This window comes from Parasphingorhabdus marina DSM 22363 (genome assembly GCF_900128895.1).
GTDB lineage: Bacteria > Pseudomonadota > Alphaproteobacteria > Sphingomonadales > Sphingomonadaceae > Parasphingorhabdus > Parasphingorhabdus marina.
In genome coordinates this window covers 140,459-159,853 of the sequence record NZ_FSQW01000001.1, presented here as the reverse complement: position 1 = coordinate 159,853, position 19,395 = coordinate 140,459, and the positions used below count along the sequence as shown (strand labels likewise).

Here is a 19,395-nt window from a genome sequence, read left to right as displayed (position 1 = left end):
CGCAACGGGGTCGCACCTGTTGGGGAACATGATGTCAGACGACAAGCCCACCGATGGCGCGGTACCAGGAACCGAAACCGACGTTCCTGACCTGTCGCGCCACGCGCTCTTTGCTGATGTCCCTGCCGATGCGCTGCATGCGCTTGCCGCTGTTTCCGAGATCAGATCCGTCGCTGGCGGGGAAGCGCTCGTGCATCAGGGTGATGACGCCGATGCGCTGTATTTTGTCGAATCCGGCCGGTTCCGGGTTGTGGTCAACAAGGTGCATGTTGTTGCTCATATAGAAGCAGGAGAAGCGGTGGGCGAACTGGCCTTTTTCGCCGGCGGCAAGCGGACGGCGGACGTGGTCGCAACCCGGGATTCTTCGGTTCTGGAGGTATCGCGCAAAGCTTTTGACGATATCGCGATACGCCACCCTGAGCTCAATCAGGCAATGCTCAAACTGGTTTCCGAGCGGCTGGCCGTTGCGACGTCACGCATATCTTCGGTTTCGACCAGCATGCCGCGAGTGATTGCGATTCTTCCGGCGGGGGATTCCCGGCTGCCTGACGGTTTCCTGTCGCGACTGGCCAGCGCCTTTGCCGCCGTGGCGCGGAAGGAAACACCGATCGTTGCCATCGACCAGGCAACCAGTGAAACGTCGGACGCCGCCGCCTATCAGGCCTGGCTGGCCGAGCAGGAGGCGCGCGGGGCATGGGTCCTGATCGACGGCAGCGGGTCACAGGACTGGAGCGACCAGATTTGCCGCAACGCCGATGCGCTGGTGATGGTGGGCCGACCGGGTCAGGCGAACAGCGCGATCAGTCCGGCGGAAGAGTCCGCCATGCGCTGGATAGCGGAGCCTCAGCGAACCTTGGTGCTGGTTCGCGAAAAGGGCAGCAAGACAATTGCCCACAGTTCGGAATGGATCGATCCGCGCCAGCCGAAACTGCATCATCATCTCGCACTGGACGAGGACGGGGATTTCACCAAAGTCGCCCGATTCCTGACGGGGCGCGCCGTGGGCGTCGTGCTGGCTGGCGGCGGTGCGCTGGGTTGTGCTCATCTCGGTGTTATCCGGGCGCTGCAGAAAGCGGATATTCCGATCGATTTCATTGGCGGAGCGAGCGCCGGGGCCGCCATGGGCGGCGCGGTGGCCAAGGGCATGTCGGTGGCCGAAACACTGGACCAGATGGAAGCGATGTTTATCGAGGCCAGGGCGATGCGCCGGCTGACCCTGCCGCTCTATTCGCTGCTCGATCCGACCGTTTTCGATGCCGAGTTGCGCAGCCGTTACGGGACCCGGGATATTGCCGATCAGCCGGTCGGTTTTTTCGGTGTCTCGACCAACCTCTCGACCAATGGCCTGCACGTACATCGCCGGGGTCCGCTCTGGGAATGCGTCCGCGCTTCCGGTTCGCTGCCCACCATCCTGCCGCCCTTCATTGACCGCGACCGCAATATCCTGGTCGACGGCGGCGTGCTCGACAATGTTCCGGTGAAGGTCATGCACGATCTCAAGACCGGCCCCAATATCGTGGTGTCCCTGGGTGATCCCAACGAAGTGTGGCGCACCGATGTCGCCTATGACGATATCCGCGGGCGCTGGGCCTTGCTGCGGGACGTGATGATCCGCAAGAAGCGCGAGGCGGAGTTCCCCTCGATCGTCGAGATCATGTCCCGGTCGATGGTTGTCGCCAGCCGCATGGCATCCAAGGAAATGCTGAGCGACGGCGATATTTTGGTGAACCCGCCGATCATTCCCGACATGCAGATCCTCGACTGGCATCTGGGCCGGGAACTCGCCGAAATGGCAGAGCAATATATCACCGAGAAAGTTTTGATCAGCGCAGATTTCCGGGATCAGATCAGCGGGTAAGCGCAGCGATATTTGACCTTTGCAAAAAATCCCGCCCGCAATGGGAAAGGATAACTCTCTGGAAGAAATGTACCAAATAGGATAAAATACTTGACATCGTCACGCTCTTTAGGTACATCTTGCAATCATCGAACGAAAGCGATTCGGGACGGGCCAATCGTTCCCGAATAGATTCGAACAGGATCAGCCGCGAAAGTGCGGCCGTCCTCAATCAACATGTTCATGACAGGATCAGAATGCACAATATGAGGTCCCGGCCGTGAAGCGCCGGTCGTCCGGCCGAAGCCTGTTGTCTTCCGGTGAACCGGGGATCGGGTACCGGGAAAACCAGCGCCGGGTGTTCCTGTCGGAGCTGGCGGCGACCTCCAGCGTGACGGTTGCGGCTGACAAGGCCGGGCTGGCCAAATCCACGATCTATTTGTGGCGGGAGAAGGATCCGGAATTTGCCGATGCGTGGCGCAAGGCGCTGACCGCCGGATTTGAATTGCTGGAAACGGAACTGCTCGAGCGGGCCCGGCACGGAGTCCTGAAACCGGTATTTCACAACGGACGGAAGATCGGCGCGATACGGCAATTTAATGATCATGCAGCGTTTCGTCTGCTCTCGCTGCACAAGCAGACCGTGGCGCTCGAGCGGGCGGCGCGGGAGCAAATGGGCGACATCAGCGAGATGCGGGCGCGGATTGACGCCAAACTGGATGCGATGCGGGACCGGCTGGAATACCAGCGGCAGCGGAAACAGGATGAGGAGCGGGAAAACAAACAGCCGGGTAGTTCGTTATCCGTGCATTACAGGAACTGAACAATGACAGGAGTCCGGACTGCGCGGCACCTGATCGCGCAGGAGCCGGCGGATCAGACACGCTTCCTGAATGGCTTGACCGAACGGGAACTGATTTGCTGGGAGCATGACTGGACCCGGTGGGGGCGTCCCGACCAGATGCCGCCGGACCCGCCATGGTCAACCTGGCTGATCATGGCCGGCCGCGGCTTTGGCAAGACCCGGGCGGGCGCCGAATGGGTGCGCGCGATTGCCGAACAGGATGGTTCTGCCCGGTTTGCTCTGGTCGGCGCCAATTATGCTGAATGCCGGTCGGTGATGATCGAGGGGGAAAGCGGCCTGTTGACCATTTCTGCGCCGGACCAACGACCGGAATGGGAGCCGTCACTCAAGCGGTTGCGCTGGCCCGGTGGCGCGGAAGCGCAGATCTATTCCGCGGCCGAACCGGAAGCACTGCGTGGTCCGCAATCGAGCCACTCATGGTGTGATGAAATTGCCAAGTGGATCAACAATGCCGGGCAGGCGGAAGCGACCTGGCACAATCTCAAAATGGGATTGCGTCTGGGGGAAAATCCGCAAGTGGTGCTGACAACAACGCCGCGCCCGGTGCCGCTGGTGCGGACACTGGTCAAGGACCCGGATGTTGTGATCACACGAGGCCGGACATATGCCAATGCGCTCAACCTGCCGCAGGCTTTTCTGACCGCCATGGAGCGTGACTATGCCGGAACACGGCTGGGACGCCAGGAGCTGGACGGGGAACTGATCGAGGACATTGCGGGCGCTCTCTGGTCGCGGCAAATGATTGAATCCAGTCGCGTACAAAACAGACTGCTGCTGGACCGGATCGTTATCGGTGTGGATCCACCGGCTTCGGCCCATGGGGATGCCTGCGGGATCATTGTCGCTGGCGTGACCGGGTCGGGAAGCGCGATCCGCGGCTTTGTTCTGGCTGATTGTTCGGTGGAGCAGGCCAGTCCCGAAACCTGGGCGCGGGCGGTTGCGAGCAGTGCGGAACACTGGAACGCCGACCGCATCATTGCCGAAGCCAATCAGGGCGGCGCGATGGTCAAATCGGTGTTGCAGGCGGCGCGAATTTCGCTGCCCGTCCGGCTGGTTCACGCCGCGCGGGGCAAGGTGGCCCGGGCGGAGCCGGTCGCCGCCCTTTACGAGAATGGCCGGGTACATCACGCGGGATGCTTCCCGCGCCTCGAGGACGAAATGTGCGGGCTTCTCACAGGTGGTGCTTATGAAGGCCCGGGTCGATCTCCTGACCGTGCGGATGCACTGGTCTGGGCGCTGACCGAACTGATGCTGGCTCGCGCCAGGACACCAAATATCAGACCCATGATTTAGGAAGACACATGACATTCTGGAAAAACTTCGCGCTGGCCTTCAAGGGCGGGAGCGGAAGGTCTCGGCCGTCACTGGGACGGTCTTATATCGGGACTTATGGCGGGGCCTTTTTCTCGGGAACGGCGCCGTTTTCCTATGAGGCCTCGGTGCGGGAAGCCTATGTGGAAAACGCTGTGGCCCAGCGCGCCGTGCGCATCGTGTCGGAAGCGGTGGCCGATGCGCCATTAATGCCGCTGCAAGACAAGGCGGCGGCACTGATCGGGCAAAGCGTGGCCGGACAGCCCTTGCTGGAAACAATCACGGCTCATCTCTTGCTGCACGGCAATGCCTATGTGCAGATTGCCGGTGTTGCCGAGGAGGTTGGCAGAAACAATCCGCCCGAACTGTACGCACTGCGTCCCGACCGGATCACGGTGGAACCGGATGCGACCGGATGGCCGGCGGCCTATGTCTATCGGGCCGGGGAACATGAGACCCGATATCCGGCAAATGATGCAGCCGGGCCAGTGCAGATTGTCCATATAAAGGCCTTTCATCCGACCGATGACCATTATGGCCTCGGATGTCTGGGTGCCGCTGCCGGAGCGGTGGCGGTGCACAACCGCGCGTCCGACTGGAACCGCGCCCTGCTGGACAATGCGGCGCGACCATCTGGCGCGCTGGTTCATGATCCCGGACCCGATGGTGCACATCTGTCCGGCGAACAGGTTGACCGATTGCGCGCCGAAATGGAGGCGAGCTTTTCCGGCCGCGACAATGCTGGCCGGCCCTTGCTGCTTGAGGGCGGCCTCAGCTGGCAGGCACTCAGCATGACCCCGGCGGAAATGGATTTCGTGGCGCTCAAGGCCGCGGCAGCGCGGGAAATTGCACTGGCCTTTGGCGTCCCGCCGATGCTGCTCGGCCTGCCCGGCGACAACAGCTATGCCAATTATCGGGAGGCCAATCGCGCCCTGTGGCGGCTGACCATCCTGCCGCTCGCCGGGAAGATCCTCGAAGGGCTGTCCCGCGGACTGAAACCCTGGTGGCCCGATCTCGACTTGCGCGTCGACCGCGACCAGATCCCGGCCCTGTCCGAAGATCGCGAGCGCATGTGGAACCAGATCAGCGCCGCGGATTTCCTGACCGGGGAGGAGAAGCGAAAATTGCTCGGGATTGATTAGGGGGGAAGGTTGAGCGAGGGATTGGAATAACGGAGAGATCTGGAGTCTTTGTTTGACCTCAAGCGCCGGGCGGCGACATCCGTCGCCTTGGCTACGCGCCATAAGGCGCGGCGGACGCCAGAAGATTTTGGCGCCCTTGCCTCGCTGCGCTCGGTTCGGTGATCTTTCGATAGGGTACCAATCCGACGCGTAGCGTCGGCAAGCGCGACTGCGCGCCCGAGCTACTGCGAGGAAAGCCAAGCGGGCGGATGCCCGCGCCCGGCGCTTGAGGTCAAAAAAAAAGGAATATCACCATGTACAAGGATGAAATGCTCGCCCGCTTGCTCGAGCAGGCGGAGGGTGAGGGCGCGGATCTTGTCACGCTGCGTGCGATTGTCGAGGAAGCGACGGACAGCGGTGCCGAGCGAGTGCTCGACCGGCTGGGACTGGCCGACCCCAAGGCGCAGGACGATATTGACCAGCTGCGAGAGCTGCTCCGGGCGTGGCGGGATGCAAAGGCCAGTGCGTGGAAGGCGGTGCTGACCTGGATCGTGCGCGGCATGCTGGCGCTGTTGTTGATTGGCATTGCCGTCCGTCTGGGTCTGGGTGACATGATCCAGTGACGGCCATGCGATTTGCCGGCTATGCGGCGATTTTCAATCAAGTCGACCGGGGCGGCGATATTATCCGTCCAGGTGCTTTTGGCGATCTCGAGCCGGGGCGGGAAATGCCTCTGCTGTGGCAGCATGACCCGCTGCGACCGATCGGTATGGTCGGCCATGCCCGCGAAGATGATCGCGGTTTGCAGGTCATTGCAACAGTCCGCGAAACAACACGGACGGGTCGTCTTGCCTTGAAGATGTTGCGCTCCGGAGCCGTGACCGGACTCAGTTTCGGATACCGTGTGCGCGAGGCCCGTGGCCACATCCCCCGCGAATTGCTGGACCTCGATGTCGCCGAATTCTCGCTTGTAACCCACCCGATGCAGAGCCGGGCGCAGATCATTGCGCTGGCTGATGCCGACAACTGACGCGCCGGGCTTCCCCGCCCGGTTTTTCCCATTGCCCAACTGAAAGGAATGACATGACTGATACCTCTGCCCCGCTCCCGGCCGACATGGAGTGTGCCGATCTGGAGTATAAGGCTGATCCGCTGGAAGCGAGCTTTGACACGGAAGCCGCAGATGCGGATTCGTCCGGTGCCAGCGATCAGCGGATCTCTGGTCTGTGCAGCGATGTCGACAGCCTGAAGGACCAGATGGTCGAGATTTCCCGTGCTGCCGCCCGGCCGATGCTTGCCGGCGGTGCCAGCGAGATCAAGGGCCTGCCGGTCTCTGATGCGGCTCGGGCCTTTACCGAAAAATATCTCCGGCGCGGCGACCATGGCGGGATTGAGCTGAAAAGCTTTTCGGGTGCTTCCGGTCCCGAAGGCGGGTTCGCGGTTCCGCAGGAGATTGACGCGCTGATCGGGCGGACGCTCCATGACATTTCCCCGATCCGCGCGATCGCCACGGTCGTCCAGACCGGGAGTTCGGGCTACCGCAAGCTGGTCACCGATGGCGGCACGCCCTCTGGCTGGGTCAGTGAGACGGCCGCCCGCCCGGAAACCGACACGCCCAATTTCAACGAGATCGCGCCGCCGACCGGAGAACTTTACGCCAACCCGGCCGCGTCGCAGACGATGCTCGATGATGCGGCCTTTGATGTCGAAGCCTGGCTTGCCGACGAGATCGCCCGGGAATTTGCCCGGGCTGAAGGCGCCGCCTTTGTGGGCGGCAGCGGCGTGAACCAGCCGCTGGGATTTCTGAACAGCACCGTGACCGATGAGCCGGATGACCAGCGGGAATTCGGCACCCTCGAATATCTTGCCTCAGGAGCTGCAGGCGGCTTTGCCGGCAGCGATGGCGAGGATGCGCTGGTCGACCTGGTGCACGCGCTGAAGCCGGCTTATCGGCAGGGCGCCAGTTTTGTCATGAACAGCGCGACGCTCGCCCGGATCCGCAAATTCAAGACCGCGGATGGCGCGTTTCTGTGGCAGTCATCGCTCGCCCAGGGTCAGCCGGGCACATTGCTCGGATACCCGGTGGTCGAGGCAGAGGACATGCCCGATATCGCCGCGGATTCGCTGTCGATCGCGTTCGGGAATTTCCGTGCCGGCTATCTGATTGCGGAACGCAGCGCGACGCGCATTTTGCGGGATCCGTTCACCAACAAGCCCTTCGTGCATTTCTACGCGACCCGGCGGGTTGGCGGGCAGGTGATGAACAGCGAGGCGATCAAGCTGATGCAGTTCAGCGCCTCCTGAATCACATCTCCGTTCCGTCTTGCCGCCCCGGCGGCAGCGCCTGCACCGGCAAGCTCCCCTGAGCCGGTGCAGGCTTTTCTTTTCACTCCATTCTGTCCGCCGAAAGGATCCTGACTGGTGACTGTTTCGATAGATGTGCTCCCGGATATCCCGCCCGACCTGATTGCCGATGTGAAGGATTTTTTGCGCCTGGTACATGACCAGGATGACGCGACCCTGTCTGACATGCTGCGCAGCGCTGTTCTCCTCTGCGAAAATTTCACGCGTCAGCTGCTGATTGCGCGGACGGTAACAGAGATTCTGCCGGTCCGGAATATCTGGCAGCGGCTCAGCCAGTTGCCGGTCCAGGTCATTGGGGCGGCCGAGGATCTGGCTTCGGACGGTACCGCCACCGAAGTTCCGGTTGAGGACTATGCAGTCGATATCGACAGCGAAGCCTATGGCTGGATCCGCCTCCATGCGGATGCGGGTCTTTCGCGCTTGCGCGTGACCTATGTCGCGGGCCTTGCGGAGGAGTGGGCGGACGTTCCGAGTTCGCTGCGCCAGGGAATCGTGCGGATGGCGGGACATCTCTACGCCAATCGCGACGATCCGGAGATGGAAGGGCCACCGCATGCGGTCACGGCGCTGTGGCAGCCCCATCGCCGGATCCGGATCTGCTGAGATGGTACGGGAGAAAAGCCGGGAATTTGCCGGGACCCTGCGTGAATGGATTCGCGTGGAAAGACCGGTGAATGTCCGGGATGGCAGTGGTTCCGCGTCAGGGGAATTCGAACTGATCGGCGAATATCATGCCTCCGCAACACCTGCCGGTACCGGTGCGGAATCCATTGCAGAAAGCCGAAGCGCACTGCTGGTCTGGCAATTCCGGATGCGGCAGTCGGACGCAATTTTGCCCGGAGACCGGATCATCTGGAACGACCGAATTCTGACGGTTCGGAACGTAATCGCCGAACTTCGGCCGACACCCAGGACCCGCATATTGGCGGAGGAGAACCGATGATCGAAAAATGGAGTGCCGAGATGAAGGCTTATGGCATGGCCGTGGGTCGGACCCGCGTGAATGATCTGGCGGAGAAGCTGACAACCGGCCTCACCGATGACCTCCCGGACCATGTCCAGGCCCGGCAGGACGGCGACGATGTCATCATCAGTGGTCCGGATCTGTCCAGCGAGCTCGAAGACAACAGCAGCCTGCGCGATATCGGCTTCCTGCTGCAGGGTGTCCGGTGAGCAGCGCTCTCGACGCCGTGCAGATCAGCCTGGTCAGCGCATTGCAGGGTGATCAGGCGCTGATGGAAGCGGTCAGCGGCATCTATGACGGCCCGCCGCCGCGCGCGGAATATCCCTATGTCTCACTGAGCACGGGTGCGTCCCGTGACTGGAGCCACAAGACAGGCGCCGGGCGGCTCCTTTCCATCGGACTGACCGTGCATGACAGCGGCGACAGTGCCGCGCGCATCCATCAGATCATGGCAATGATCGAGGCCATTCTGGAAGGCGGTGTGGCCGAGCCAGCTGAATGGCAGATCGTCACCTTCGCCTTTCACCGCTCCCGCATCCTGCGGAGCGCGACCGGTCCATGGCGCGGGCTGATCGAATATCGGGCCCGGTGCCTGCAGAATTAACCTCATGACCCAGAACGAAGGAACAGAATCATGGCAGCAGAAAAAGGCAGCGCCTTTCTCCTGAAAATCGGTGATGGTGCAGATCCCGTCAGTTACACCACCATCGCCGGTCTGCGCACGACGCAACTGACCATTAACGGCGAGCCGGTGGTGATCACCAGCAAGGACAGCGCTGGCTGGCGGCAGCTGCTGTCCGGGGCAGGCATACGGTCGGTTTCGGTTTCCGGCGCCGGGGTATTCACCGGGTCGGATGCCGAACTGCGGATCCGGGATCATGCCTTGAACGGCCTCATCGACAGCTATGAACTGAGCTTTGAAAGTGGCGAAATCATGCGGGGAGACTTTCTCGTCGCCCGGCTCGATTACAGCGGCGATTTCAATGGCGAGCGCAGTTACACGATGAGCCTGGAAAGTTCGGGGGCGGTGGTCAATGGCTGATCCGGCGCTGGCTGTCAGGGGCGAAGCGGTTTTGCAGATCGGCGAAGACCAACTCGTGCTGCGCCCGACTTTCGCGGCGCTCTCGGCAGCGGAAGCGGAGCTCGGGTCCCTGTTCGCACTGGTCAACCGGGCGGCGGAGGGCAAGCTGCTTTTCACCGAAATCACGACCTTGTTCTGGCACGTGCTGCGTGACCGTCCCGCCCATGTGACCCGCTCGGTATTTGATGAAGCGATGGCGGAACTCGGACTTGCGCGACTGACACCGGTCCTGAAGATCCTGCTGCGCCAGATATTGCAAGGCCAGCCGGCGCAATCTGCCGCGGCAAATGGCTGACAGTTTCGCCGCCAGGGCGCGCCAGATCGGGGGGCAGGTGAGCCTGATTCTCGGCTGGACGCCCGACCAGTTCTGGACGGCCACTCCTGATGAATTGCTGGGGATATTTGCAGCAATGGAAGAGGCCGGCTCGCCGGGCGCACCGGTCAGGCCGCTGGATCGGCGCACACTCGAACAACTGCAGAAAGACGATCCCGATGGATGAAGAGATTGAACAACTGATAGTCCAGGTGCGCGCCGACACGGCCGGATTTGCGCGGGATGTTTCCACCATGAACACGGAGCTGGAGGGATCTTTTGCGCAAGGCGTCGAGCGCGCGGGTGATGTGCTGGGCAATGCGTTGAGTTCCGCCATCCGCAGGGGTTCGCTGGATTTTGAAGACCTCAGGCGGACCGCACTGGCGATTATCTCTGACATTGCCGATGCCGCAATCACCAGCGGTCTTGGCGGACTGTTCGGCGGAGGCGGCAGTTCAGGCCTGCTCGGCATCGGGAGCTCGGTTTTGAGCGCCTTGCTGGGAGCTCCGGGTCGTGCCACCGGCGGACCGGTTGTTTCCGGCCGCGCCTACCGTGTCGGCGAACAGGGTCCGGAATATTTCGTTCCGGCTTCAACAGGACGGATTGAGCCTGCCACAGGTGCTCCGTCCCGGTCGGACATCAATCTGACCATCCATGTTTCGGACCATGGTCAGGGCAGCGCACCCGACCAGTTGCGTCGCTCTGGCCGACAGGTTGCCCGCTCAATCCGCAGCGCCCTCGTATCGCGCAGCTGAACCACCGATTCACAATCAGGGACGATCATCATGGGATTCTGGCTTGCCGACAGGCGCAATGGCCAACAGGCTTCGACCATCCAGAGATTTGATCCCCGCTTCTGGACCGCCAATTTCCCGCGTCCGATGATGGCCTCACTGGTCACGACAGCGGCGGATGCGATGCGGATTGATGCGGTATTTTACAACAGCGATGAACTGGCCGGTCTGATCTGGGAGAGCGAGGACCGTCTGGATCATCCACTTTTGCGATATGAGACGAACACCGATTACAGTCGGCTGACATTCCGTTTCCACTGGCGCTCATCCGGGATCATGCCGCTTAACGCTGTTAATGGCCCGACCCTGACAATCGAAGGCACAGATGCGGCCGGCAATGAGAAATCCTGGTATGTGCGGCTGTGGAATTACGCCGCCGGCTCGCCGGAAGATGCGGATATCGAGATGGCCTTCTCTTCACTCGATGGCGGCTTTCTGCTGCCCGGTGAAGCGGACCCGGTGCATCCGGAAAATATCGTGAGGCTGTTCATTTCCATCATTCCGCCGGAATATGACCGGGCCGGGACACGATACACCGCGCCCCGGCACGGATGGGTGGAAATCAGCGAGATCAGCACAGACGGCGCCGGTGCGGTGCTCGAAATCGGGGATATCATGGTCCCCGAACATGGCCTTTCCATGGCTACGGCCTATGATGACAGCTTTAACCAGACACCGGAACGGTTGCTTCGCTCGATCCGGGCGCTGGGATATCGCGGATCGATCAACCATTATCTGGGCATGAGCCACTATTTCCGGCTCGAAACCCTCGGGGACGGCCTTTATGTCAGTCTCTCCGTGCCCCAGAACGGGGAGGAATTTGCGGCGATCAATCAGCCTTGCGCGACCTGGCACCGCGACTTCCTGAGCCGCGCCACAGCTATGGGTTTTGGGGTCATCCAGTCGCTGTCCTACGAATTGTTCAACACGCATTGCTGGAATGACTGGAAGCAGCGGGCGCAAAATGGTGACCCCGCGCTGACTGGCTGGGACCCGCCATCGACGCTGCTGTCTCCGGCGCACGCGGGGGCCATGGCCTATCTTCAGGCGGTTGCGCGCGCCTTTGTTGCCATTGCCCGGGATGTGGGCGCGCCAATCCGTTTCCAGGTGGGCGAGCCATGGTGGTGGATCATGAGTGATGGCCGGATCTGCCTCTATGATGCCGCTGCCCTGGTCGCCTTCGGGGATGAGGCAGTGGCAATTGATGACATCAACGGGACCAAGACCGTGCAGCAGAAAGCCATGCTGGATCTGGCAGGCGAGCTGCTCGCGCAATCGACCAGCAATCTGATGACCGCGGTTCGTGACGAGGCCGGAACCGCCGGCGCGGAGACATTGTTGCTGGCCTATCTGCCGACCATATTGGACGACGCGGCTCCGGAAGCGCGCCGGGCAAATTTGCCCGCGGGCTGGGCATGGCCGGCTTTCGATGTGCTGCAACTGGAGGATTATGACTGGGTGATTGCCGGTAACCGGTCCGCGACCCGCAAAGGGATCGAAGCGGCGACCACAAGGCTGGGTTACCCGTCGGGCGAACAGCATTATTTTGCCGGCTTCGTGCTGAATGAAACGGACCGTCACATCTGGCGGAACATGGCTGCAGCGATCACCGATGCGCAGGAACGCGAGGCGGCCGAAATCTTCGTGTGGGCGCTGCCGCAGGTTGCCCGTGACGGGTTTGTCTATTTTGCTGAAGAGGAGTCCGAAGTGCAGGCCTTTGATGATGTCGAATTTCCGCTGTCCATCGGGATGGGGGCGACCGTTTCCACGGAATTTTCGACCAGCATCATGACCGGTCTGTCCGGGCACGAGTCACGCAACAGTGAATGGGCCGATGCCCGGATCGCATTTGACGCAGGCCCCGGAATCCGGAGCGATGCGGAAATCGATCAGTTGCTGGCTTTTTTCCGGGCTCGCCGCGGGGCGGCCAGGGCCTTTCGGTTCCGTGACCCGGGAGATCACAGTTCTGCCGACATGACCGGTGTGCCAGCCGCTACGGACCAATTGTTTGGCACAGGAGATGGAGAGCAAACCCGTTTTGCGCTGACAAAGAGCTACGCCCAGGACGGTACTGATCCCCAGGTCCGTTACATCACCCGCCCCGACCCGGATTCGCTGATTATTGCCGTGGACAATGTGGAAACTGACAAGTGGATACTGAGAGAACTCGGGCAGGTTGAATTTGATGACCCCCCTGCGGCCGGGCTGCGGGTCACGGCCGGTTTCCTGTTTGATGTGCCGGTGCGCTTTGCGACGGACCGGCTCGACATCAGTCATGCGACATTCCAGGCTGGCGATGTCCCGGTTGTGCCTTTGCTCGAGGTGAAGGAAGCCCCATGAGCCTGGACTGGATGGATGGCGATCTGACCACCCGCACCTATGCCTGGCGGCTGGAACGGTGTGATGGCGTTGCGCTTGGCTTTGTCTCGCATGATCGCGACATCTGGATTGATGACCAGTGTTACCGCGCCTCCCCCGGGATGGTCCCGTCCACCATTTCGTTAAGCGACAGCATGGACTGGGACAGCGTCGAGATCGAGGGCGTCATGACGAGCCCGGCGATAACCGAAACAGATCTGGCTTCAGGGCGCTGGAACGGCGCGCGCCTGTCCGTACTGCTGGCAGACTGGTCTTCGCCGCAAAACCAAACGGCCATGCTTTTTGCGGGAGAATTCGGCGAGATCTCCAGATCGGGTCAGGAGTTTGTGGCCGAAGTCATAGGTGCGACAGCCAAACTCGATCAGTCGATCGTGCCTGCAACCTCGCCGACTTGCCGCGCGCATTTCGGGGATGCGCATTGCAAGCTCAGCCTGCATGCCCATCAGAAGGAACTGGTCGTGACGGCGGCAAGCGGGAGCACTGTGGAATGTGCCGGTTTGTCCGGTACCGCGCCGGTCTATGGTCTCGGCCGCATGCGCTGGCTTTCGGGGACCAATTGTGGCCTTGAGGCCGTGATCATGGCGGGAGAAGGGAATGACCTGACCCTTGCCGACGAACCACATGATCCGCCAAAAGCAGGTGACAGGGTGCTGCTGACGGCCGGATGTGACAAGCAACTGGCCACCTGTCGGGACCGGTTTGCCAATATGTCCAATTTTCGGGGAGAGCCGCATCTGCCCGGAAACGACCTGCTCACTCGCTATCCCGGCGCATGACACTGCAGGCAGACCGACCGCAGGCCATTGCAGACAGAGCAGGCGCTCTCGTCGGAACACCCTTTCGGCTGCATGGCCGGAATCCGGACCGGGGCCTCGATTGCATAGGCCTGTGTGCGCAGTGCATCGGCGCCGCCGGAGTGAAAGCGGATATTCCCAATGGCTATGGCTTGCGGGCAAGCGACGCCGACCGGATTTGCCGCCTCATGCAGCATCTCGGCTTTCGGCAGATCAGCGGGCCAACGGCATCTTCGGTGTCTGAATGGCGGATTGGCGACATCCTGCTGACCCGTCCGGCACCCCTGCAATTGCACATGCTCGTCCATACTGCGGAGGGCATGGTTCACGCCCACGCCGGGTTGCGCCGGGTGGTTTGTACGCCGGGCTTGCCTGACGGGCGAATTTTACATCTGTTCAGACTGATGGAGAGTTAAATGGCGACAATCTTGCTGACCGCTGCCGGCAGCGCCATAGGCGGTCCGGTTGGCGCAGGTATTGGTGCGCTGCTCGGCCGGACCCTCGACCAGCAATTTCTCTTCAAGCCGTCCGCCCGCGAAGGTGCGCGCCTCGAGGATCTGGCGGTTCAGACTTCGAGCTATGGCTCTCCGATCCCGCGAATATACGGCGCGATGCGGGTCGCCGGTACCGTGATCTGGGCGACGGATATCCAGGAATCGCGGGACAGGGAAGGCGGGGGCAAGGGCCGGCCGGCTACGACCACCTACAGCTATTCAGCGAGTTTTGCGGTTGCGCTTTCCAGCAGGGTTGCCAGTTCCGTCGGCCGGATATGGGCCGATGGCAAATTGCTGCGCGGAGCCGCAGGAGACTTCAAGTCACGCACCGGTTTTCGATTCCATGCCGGACATGAAGACCAGCGGCCGGATGGTCTGATCGCCGCTGCAGAAGGTCTGGCCTCCGCTCCCGCTTTTCGGGGCCTTGCGGTTGCCGTTTTTGAAGACATGGACCTGGCGGATTTCGGAAACCGTATTCCCTCGCTGACATTCGAGATTTTCGCTGACGACGGAACCGTGTCCCTTCCGGTAATGGTGGCGGATGTCTCGGATGAGGTCATTTCCACGACTGTGGATCCAGGCTTCACCGGTTATTCGGCTTCGGGAAATACACGTGCGGACGCACTGCGACCGATAATGGAAGTTCTTCCGATTTCGCTCGAAAACGATGGGACGGGCTATCGGGCCTTTCACCGCCTGGAAGATGTCCGGCCTCCCTTGGCAGTCGACAAAGGGAAAATTGTCCGGGAGCTAAATGGTCAGCAAATTGAACCACCAGAAATCCGGACCCGGCAGGAGGCCGAAACGGCTACGCGCCAAGCGTTGCGATTTCACGATCCGGTGCGGGACTATCAGGCGGGCCTGCAAATGGCATTCCGGCCGGGAAACGGGCGTGTTACCGTTCAGACCGGCATCCCGGCTTCTCTTCCCGCCGTTTTGGCTCGCAGTCTGGCTGAAACCGCGATCTGGTCAGCATATCAGGACCGGACCACCATGCGAATTCATCTCGCTGTTGGTGCTGGCCTTGCCAAACCGGGGACAGTTTTGACCCTGCCGGACGGTCAGGGAAACTGGCGCGTCCGTGACTGGGAGTTCAAGGGGGGAGCCATCGAACTGCACCTGTCCCGACAGGTCATTGGTTCACCAGTCGCAGAAGGATCGACCGATAGCGGCCGGTCGGTGAGTGAACCGGATCTGGCGGCCGGTATCACCCAGGCGGAACTGGTGGACTTGCCTTTCGCCCTCGAAGCACCGCAGCAGATGTCGGAAGAGCCGCGGCTTTACGCGGCGGCTTCGGGTGATGCGGGCTGGCGCAATGCGCAGGTCTATGCCTCCGAAGGTGCTGGCGGCGGGACGGGGCAATGGGTCACACGCATCTCTGCGCCGGCGACAATGGGTGTTGTCAACGGCATTCTGGGCAATGCCAATCCGATGCAGATCGACCGGCGCAATTCCATTGTCGTCACGCTGCACAATTCCACGATGGCGCTGGGCAATGCTGATGACGAGCAATTGCTGGCGGGCCGGAACATGGCAGCAATCGGCAAGGAAATCCTGCAATTCGGATCCGCAATGCCTCTTGATGAGACCCGCTATCGCCTGTCTCGCCTGTTGCGCGGACTGGGCGGGAGTGAAGCGGAATTGGCTGGTCATGTCGATGGCGAGGCCTTCGTCCTTGTCGACAGCAGGCTGGCTGCAATCGAGCCGCAATTTTTCCCCCTGTTCCAGCCGGTGAGCATGGCTTTTGTCGGGCGGGATGATGAAGATCCGGTGATTGCCTCGCTTTCATCTGCCGGACGAGCACTCCGTCCCTGGTCCCCGGTTCACCCGCGCTGGTTCTCTGATTCGGCCGGCGGGCTTCAGGTCGGCTGGACCCGTCGCTCGCGATCGGGGCTACCGTGGCTGGATGGCGTTGAAGTTCCGCTGGGAGAGGACGCCGAACGGTACAACATATTGATCACGCCGGACAATGAACCAGCTGCCGCGTTCTCGGCAGAAACATCCCTGGCCGAGTGGCAATTATCCTCCGCCGAAGTGCAGCTGTACCGCAGTTCCGGGGCAATCCGTCTGACATTGGATATCCGCCAGATCGGAAGATATGGCTGGTCGGATCCGCTGACCATCGACATTCCATTGTAATCAAATTTCGCGTCCGTTCGCAGCAGGCCACCGAAGTGCTTGCGCCAGCCGGTTTGACAAACCGATTTCCTGATTCCCGAGACATATTGGAGACGTTAAATGGCCGAATATCACACGGCTCGCTACGAGCTGCCTTTGCTAGCGGCTGGGCAGGCCCACAAAGAACTGTTCCACAATGAAGCGATCACGCTTGTCGACTTCCTGATCGATCCGGTCGTGCAGGCAATCACCGCCGATCCCGGTCTTCTTGCACCCGAAAATGGCCAGTGCTGGCTGGTCGCAGCCAGCGCAACTGGTGATTGGGCGGGTCATGCCGGGAAAATCGCAGCCTGGACGAATAATGGCTGGCAATTCATAGCCCCGGTCGAAGGGATGCGTGTGATGCTGGCGGATTCAGCGGTTGCGGCAATTTTTCGCCAGGACACCTGGCTGCACTGTGATCCCGTTTCATCCGCCACTGCGGGAACGACGATAGACAGCGAAGCTCGCGCGGTTATCGATTCGATTCTTATCGCATTGCAAACACATGCAATTTTGCCGAAAAACTGAATAACCCGTCGTTTCACCGGCAATTTCCCTCATTTCATCGTTCGGCACCGGTCTGACCGCGTCGCTTTTTGATCTAAATGGCGAAAATGGCGACATTTTCGCAACAGTTCTGGAATTTGTCGGCTTGCAAGAGATGGGACGAAAGGTTACAAAGCGCCGTGAATTTTAGAACCTAAATGAGAAGGGGAATATAAATGCGGAAGCTTGCCATAGGTTTGGCGCTTGCCTCCACGGCGCTTGCTTCACCTGCTCTGGCCCGTGACGGTCAGTGGTATGTGGGCGTAGAAGGCGGTGCTTTGCTTGCAGAAGATCTTGATCTGGAAATTGCAGGTATTACCGATGCCGCAACGATCGACCATGATGAAGGTTATGATTTTGATGCCATCGTCGGATATGACTTCGGGAATTTCCGTCTGGAATCTGAAGTTGCCTACAAGTCGGCCGCTGCGGACAATATTATCGGACCGGGTCCAAATCTCGGTGGAGTTCTCATCCCCGGTCTTGGCAACACAGGTAACGCTGGCATTAACTTTCCGACAAGTGGCGAAGTCAATGCTCTGAGTTTCATGCTGAACGGTCTTGTTGACTTCGGTGATGATGATGGCCTTCAGGGCTTCGTCGGCGGCGGTGTCGGCGTAGCGCGTACGGAAGTCACCAACATTATCTCATTCCCATGGGTGGATGACTCCGATACAGGTTTCGCATGGCAGTTGCTTGCAGGTGTGCGTGCACCGCTCAGCGACAGCTGGGACGTCGGTCTGAAATATCGCTATTTCAACCAGTCCGGACTGGATCTGGTAGACTCAACCGGCCGGGACGTGTCGGCGGATCTGACCACCCACTCCATTCTGGGTAGCCTGATCTACAACTTTGGCGGTGAGCCAGAGGCACCACCACCACCTCCTCCTCCGCCACCACCACCTCCTCCGCCACCGCCACCACCACCGCCGCCACCACCGGCACCGGTATGTGCGCCTGGACCTTACATTGTGTTCTTTGACTGGGATCAGTCAGACATCACACCAGAAGCCGCTACGGTTCTGGACAATGCGGTTACGGCTTATGGCGATTGTGGTTCGGCACAGGTCATGCTGGCTGGTCACGCTGACAAATCTGGTTCTGCCAGCTACAATGTCGGCCTGTCACAGCGTCGCAACGAAGCGGTTCGGGCTTATCTCGAATCTCGCGGAATTGGCGGCGGTGCGATCAGCAGCGAAGCATTCGGTGAATCGCGTCCGCGCGTTGAAACCGCCGACGGTGTGCGCGAGCCGCAGAACCGTCGTGTGGAAGTCATGTACGGACCTGGTTCCGGCAACTAAACTGCCACAAATGAAAAATTCAGGGCTGGTCTTCGGACCGGCCCTTTTTTTGTCCTCATTCCGATAACAGCAATCGGCCGAAGGCAATGACCCGCCGAAGCAGGCCGATGCATCGCGCACGTAAATTTCAGTTTATTGGCTAGTTGAGCAGGGCTTCAAACAGGCGGCGGCCATCGGTGCCACCATGCTTGCTGTCCATCGCCCGCTCCGGGTGGGGCATCATTCCCAGGATATTTCCCTCGGCATTGGTGATGCCGGCAATATTTCTCGCTGAGCCATTGATGTTCTCGGCGTAACGAAAAACCACGCGTTCTTCATCTTCCAGTCTATCCAGCTCGTCTTCGGCAGCAAAATAATTCCCGTCGTGATGCGCGACAGGAATCGAAATCAACTCTTCCGCCGGATATGCTGCAGTGAATTGAGTCCGATTGGGCGCGACTTCAAGAGGTGCATCCTTGCAGACAAAATTGATCTGGCTGTTGCGCATCAGGGCTCCGGGTAACAGGCCAATTTCGGTCAGGATCTGAAAACCGTTGCAAACACCGAGCACCCGGACGCCTGTATTTGCTGCATCCCGGATTGACGGCACGATATTTGATCGGGCGGCCATGGCCCCGGACCGCAGATAATCTCCGTAGGAAAAGCCCCCGGGAATGGCAATCAGATCCAGGCCGTCCGGCAAACCGCTCTCTCCATGCCAGATCATATGTGGCTTGTTTCCGGATACCATCTCCAGCGCCACCGCCATGTCGCGATCACAATTGGATCCCGGGAAGACGATCACCGCCGATTTCATCAGGCCGTTTCCTGAACAGCTGAATCCGCGACCTTCTCGATCGCGTAATTCTCGATCACGGTATTGGCGAGAAGCTTTTCGCACATCGCTTCAATATCCGCGTCCGCGATATTGTCATCGACCGTCAATTCGATCAGCTTGCCGGCCCGGACATCCTGCACGCCCTTGAAATCGAGACTTTCCAGCGCATGATGGATCGCCTTGCCCTGTGGGTCCAGGACTCCGTTTTTCAACGTCACATAGATTTTCAGCTTCATGGATCTCGCTTCGCAAAT

Annotated in this window: 23 protein-coding genes; 21 read left to right on the top strand and 2 right to left on the bottom strand. The window is 60.5% G+C overall.

Annotated features, from left to right (window positions below; genetic code table 11):
• Positions 1 to 31: 31 nt before the first annotated feature.
• From BUQ90_RS00830 to BUQ90_RS00730, 21 genes are all read left to right on the top strand, one after another.
• Positions 32 to 1,858 (top strand): patatin-like phospholipase family protein, encoded by a 1,827-nt coding sequence (locus tag BUQ90_RS00830; RefSeq protein WP_074203283.1) that lies wholly within the window; start codon positions 32 to 34, stop codon positions 1,856 to 1,858.
• 259 nt (positions 1,859 to 2,117) lie between these two features.
• Complete coding sequence (locus tag BUQ90_RS00825; RefSeq protein ID WP_143182678.1) at positions 2,118 to 2,660, top strand: hypothetical protein; 543 nt, start codon at positions 2,118 to 2,120, stop codon at positions 2,658 to 2,660.
• Between the two features lie 3 nt (positions 2,661 to 2,663).
• The gene (locus BUQ90_RS00820) at positions 2,664 to 3,995 is read left to right on the top strand and encodes a DNA-packaging protein (protein ID WP_074203281.1); all 1,332 of its coding nucleotides are present in this window, start codon (positions 2,664 to 2,666) and stop codon (positions 3,993 to 3,995) included.
• A gap of 8 nt (positions 3,996 to 4,003) precedes the next feature.
• A complete protein-coding gene (locus tag BUQ90_RS00815; RefSeq protein WP_074203280.1) occupies positions 4,004 to 5,155 on the top strand; it encodes a phage portal protein in 1,152 nt (383 codons plus the stop codon).
• Between the two features lie 293 nt (positions 5,156 to 5,448).
• Complete coding sequence (locus tag BUQ90_RS00810; RefSeq protein WP_074203279.1) at positions 5,449 to 5,757, top strand: DUF6127 family protein; 309 nt, start codon at positions 5,449 to 5,451, stop codon at positions 5,755 to 5,757.
• A gap of 5 nt (positions 5,758 to 5,762) precedes the next feature.
• Positions 5,763 to 6,164: an HK97 family phage prohead protease gene (locus tag BUQ90_RS00805; RefSeq protein WP_204244765.1), complete on the top strand. Its 402-nt coding sequence runs from the start codon at positions 5,763 to 5,765 to the stop codon at positions 6,162 to 6,164.
• Positions 6,165 to 6,217: 53 nt separating this feature from the next.
• Positions 6,218 to 7,438, top strand: a complete 1,221-nt coding sequence (locus tag BUQ90_RS00800) for a phage major capsid protein (RefSeq protein WP_239447320.1) — start codon at positions 6,218 to 6,220, stop codon at positions 7,436 to 7,438.
• 117 nt (positions 7,439 to 7,555) lie between these two features.
• Positions 7,556 to 8,101, top strand: a complete 546-nt coding sequence (locus BUQ90_RS00795; protein WP_159437000.1) for a head-tail connector protein — start codon at positions 7,556 to 7,558, stop codon at positions 8,099 to 8,101.
• A 1-nt stretch (position 8,102) separates the two neighbouring features.
• Positions 8,103 to 8,441, top strand: a complete 339-nt coding sequence (locus BUQ90_RS00790; RefSeq protein WP_074203276.1) for a phage head completion protein — start codon at positions 8,103 to 8,105, stop codon at positions 8,439 to 8,441.
• Positions 8,438 to 8,671, top strand: a complete 234-nt coding sequence (locus BUQ90_RS00785) for a hypothetical protein (RefSeq protein WP_074203275.1) — start codon at positions 8,438 to 8,440, stop codon at positions 8,669 to 8,671. The genes BUQ90_RS00790 and BUQ90_RS00785 overlap by 4 nt, the downstream gene beginning before the upstream one ends.
• A complete protein-coding gene (locus tag BUQ90_RS00780; RefSeq protein ID WP_074203274.1) occupies positions 8,668 to 9,066 on the top strand; it encodes a DUF3168 domain-containing protein in 399 nt (132 codons plus the stop codon). The genes BUQ90_RS00785 and BUQ90_RS00780 overlap by 4 nt, the downstream gene beginning before the upstream one ends.
• A gap of 30 nt (positions 9,067 to 9,096) precedes the next feature.
• Positions 9,097 to 9,504, top strand: coding sequence for a phage tail tube protein (locus tag BUQ90_RS00775; protein WP_074203273.1), 408 nt, complete (start codon positions 9,097 to 9,099; stop codon positions 9,502 to 9,504).
• The gene (locus BUQ90_RS00770) at positions 9,497 to 9,838 is read left to right on the top strand and encodes a GTA-gp10 family protein (RefSeq protein WP_074203272.1); all 342 of its coding nucleotides are present in this window, start codon (positions 9,497 to 9,499) and stop codon (positions 9,836 to 9,838) included. Before BUQ90_RS00775 ends, BUQ90_RS00770 begins: the two co-directional genes overlap by 8 nt.
• Positions 9,831 to 10,043, top strand: a complete 213-nt coding sequence (locus BUQ90_RS00765; RefSeq protein WP_074203271.1) for a phage tail assembly chaperone — start codon at positions 9,831 to 9,833, stop codon at positions 10,041 to 10,043. The genes BUQ90_RS00770 and BUQ90_RS00765 overlap by 8 nt, the downstream gene beginning before the upstream one ends.
• Positions 10,036 to 10,611, top strand: coding sequence for a tail tape measure protein (locus tag BUQ90_RS00760; RefSeq protein WP_074203270.1), 576 nt, complete (start codon positions 10,036 to 10,038; stop codon positions 10,609 to 10,611). Before BUQ90_RS00765 ends, BUQ90_RS00760 begins: the two co-directional genes overlap by 8 nt.
• Positions 10,612 to 10,641: 30 nt before the next feature.
• Complete coding sequence (locus BUQ90_RS00755) at positions 10,642 to 12,990, top strand: DUF2460 domain-containing protein (protein WP_074203269.1); 2,349 nt, start codon at positions 10,642 to 10,644, stop codon at positions 12,988 to 12,990.
• A complete protein-coding gene (locus BUQ90_RS00750; protein WP_074203268.1) occupies positions 12,987 to 13,805 on the top strand; it encodes a DUF2163 domain-containing protein in 819 nt (272 codons plus the stop codon). The genes BUQ90_RS00755 and BUQ90_RS00750 overlap by 4 nt, the downstream gene beginning before the upstream one ends.
• A complete protein-coding gene (locus BUQ90_RS00745) occupies positions 13,802 to 14,239 on the top strand; it encodes a C40 family peptidase (protein ID WP_074203267.1) in 438 nt (145 codons plus the stop codon). Before BUQ90_RS00750 ends, BUQ90_RS00745 begins: the two co-directional genes overlap by 4 nt.
• Positions 14,240 to 16,456, top strand: a complete 2,217-nt coding sequence (locus BUQ90_RS00740) for a GTA baseplate fiber-binding domain-containing protein (protein WP_074203266.1) — start codon at positions 14,240 to 14,242, stop codon at positions 16,454 to 16,456.
• Positions 16,457 to 16,555: 99 nt separating this feature from the next.
• On the top strand, positions 16,556 to 17,005 hold the full coding sequence (locus BUQ90_RS00735) for a DUF2793 domain-containing protein (RefSeq protein ID WP_074203265.1): 450 nt from the start codon (positions 16,556 to 16,558) through the stop codon (positions 17,003 to 17,005).
• 194 nt (positions 17,006 to 17,199) lie between these two features.
• Positions 17,200 to 18,324, top strand: a complete 1,125-nt coding sequence (locus BUQ90_RS00730; RefSeq protein ID WP_074203264.1) for an OmpA family protein — start codon at positions 17,200 to 17,202, stop codon at positions 18,322 to 18,324.
• A gap of 139 nt (positions 18,325 to 18,463) precedes the next feature.
• On the opposite strand, the gene purQ is transcribed toward BUQ90_RS00730, so the two are convergent.
• Together purQ and purS are read right to left on the bottom strand one after the other, a co-directional pair.
• The gene (gene purQ / locus BUQ90_RS00725; protein WP_074203263.1) at positions 18,464 to 19,120 is read right to left on the bottom strand and encodes a phosphoribosylformylglycinamidine synthase subunit PurQ; all 657 of its coding nucleotides are present in this window, start codon (positions 19,118 to 19,120) and stop codon (positions 18,464 to 18,466) included.
• A complete protein-coding gene (gene purS / locus BUQ90_RS00720; RefSeq protein ID WP_074203262.1) occupies positions 19,120 to 19,377 on the bottom strand; it encodes a phosphoribosylformylglycinamidine synthase subunit PurS in 258 nt (85 codons plus the stop codon). Before purS ends, purQ begins: the two co-directional genes overlap by 1 nt.
• Between the last annotated feature and the right edge of the window lie 18 nt (positions 19,378 to 19,395).

Excerpts from the sequence above, each read along its gene's own strand:
- BUQ90_RS00830 (WP_074203283.1), top strand. The coding sequence starts at position 32 with ATGTCAGACGACAAGCCCACCGATGGCGCGGTACCAGGAACCGAAACC.
- BUQ90_RS00820 (WP_074203281.1), top strand. The coding sequence starts at position 2,664 with ATGACAGGAGTCCGGACTGCGCGGCACCTGATCGCGCAGGAGCCGGCG.
- BUQ90_RS00815 (WP_074203280.1), top strand. The coding sequence starts at position 4,004 with ATGACATTCTGGAAAAACTTCGCGCTGGCCTTCAAGGGCGGGAGCGGA.
- BUQ90_RS00810 (WP_074203279.1), top strand. The coding sequence starts at position 5,449 with ATGTACAAGGATGAAATGCTCGCCCGCTTGCTCGAGCAGGCGGAGGGT.
- BUQ90_RS00805 (WP_204244765.1), top strand. The coding sequence starts at position 5,763 with ATGCGATTTGCCGGCTATGCGGCGATTTTCAATCAAGTCGACCGGGGC.
- BUQ90_RS00800 (WP_239447320.1), top strand. The coding sequence starts at position 6,218 with ATGACTGATACCTCTGCCCCGCTCCCGGCCGACATGGAGTGTGCCGAT.
- BUQ90_RS00790 (WP_074203276.1), top strand. The coding sequence starts at position 8,103 with ATGGTACGGGAGAAAAGCCGGGAATTTGCCGGGACCCTGCGTGAATGG.
- BUQ90_RS00785 (WP_074203275.1), top strand. The coding sequence starts at position 8,438 with ATGATCGAAAAATGGAGTGCCGAGATGAAGGCTTATGGCATGGCCGTG.
- BUQ90_RS00775 (WP_074203273.1), top strand. The coding sequence starts at position 9,097 with ATGGCAGCAGAAAAAGGCAGCGCCTTTCTCCTGAAAATCGGTGATGGT.
- BUQ90_RS00770 (WP_074203272.1), top strand. The coding sequence starts at position 9,497 with ATGGCTGATCCGGCGCTGGCTGTCAGGGGCGAAGCGGTTTTGCAGATC.
- BUQ90_RS00765 (WP_074203271.1), top strand. The coding sequence starts at position 9,831 with ATGGCTGACAGTTTCGCCGCCAGGGCGCGCCAGATCGGGGGGCAGGTG.
- BUQ90_RS00760 (WP_074203270.1), top strand. The coding sequence starts at position 10,036 with ATGGATGAAGAGATTGAACAACTGATAGTCCAGGTGCGCGCCGACACG.
- BUQ90_RS00755 (WP_074203269.1), top strand. The coding sequence starts at position 10,642 with ATGGGATTCTGGCTTGCCGACAGGCGCAATGGCCAACAGGCTTCGACC.
- BUQ90_RS00750 (WP_074203268.1), top strand. The coding sequence starts at position 12,987 with ATGAGCCTGGACTGGATGGATGGCGATCTGACCACCCGCACCTATGCC.
- BUQ90_RS00745 (WP_074203267.1), top strand. The coding sequence starts at position 13,802 with ATGACACTGCAGGCAGACCGACCGCAGGCCATTGCAGACAGAGCAGGC.
- BUQ90_RS00740 (WP_074203266.1), top strand. The coding sequence starts at position 14,240 with ATGGCGACAATCTTGCTGACCGCTGCCGGCAGCGCCATAGGCGGTCCG.
- BUQ90_RS00735 (WP_074203265.1), top strand. The coding sequence starts at position 16,556 with ATGGCCGAATATCACACGGCTCGCTACGAGCTGCCTTTGCTAGCGGCT.
- BUQ90_RS00730 (WP_074203264.1), top strand. The coding sequence starts at position 17,200 with ATGCGGAAGCTTGCCATAGGTTTGGCGCTTGCCTCCACGGCGCTTGCT.
- purQ (WP_074203263.1), bottom strand. The coding sequence starts at position 19,120 with ATGAAATCGGCGGTGATCGTCTTCCCGGGATCCAATTGTGATCGCGAC.
- purS (WP_074203262.1), bottom strand. The coding sequence starts at position 19,377 with ATGAAGCTGAAAATCTATGTGACGTTGAAAAACGGAGTCCTGGACCCA.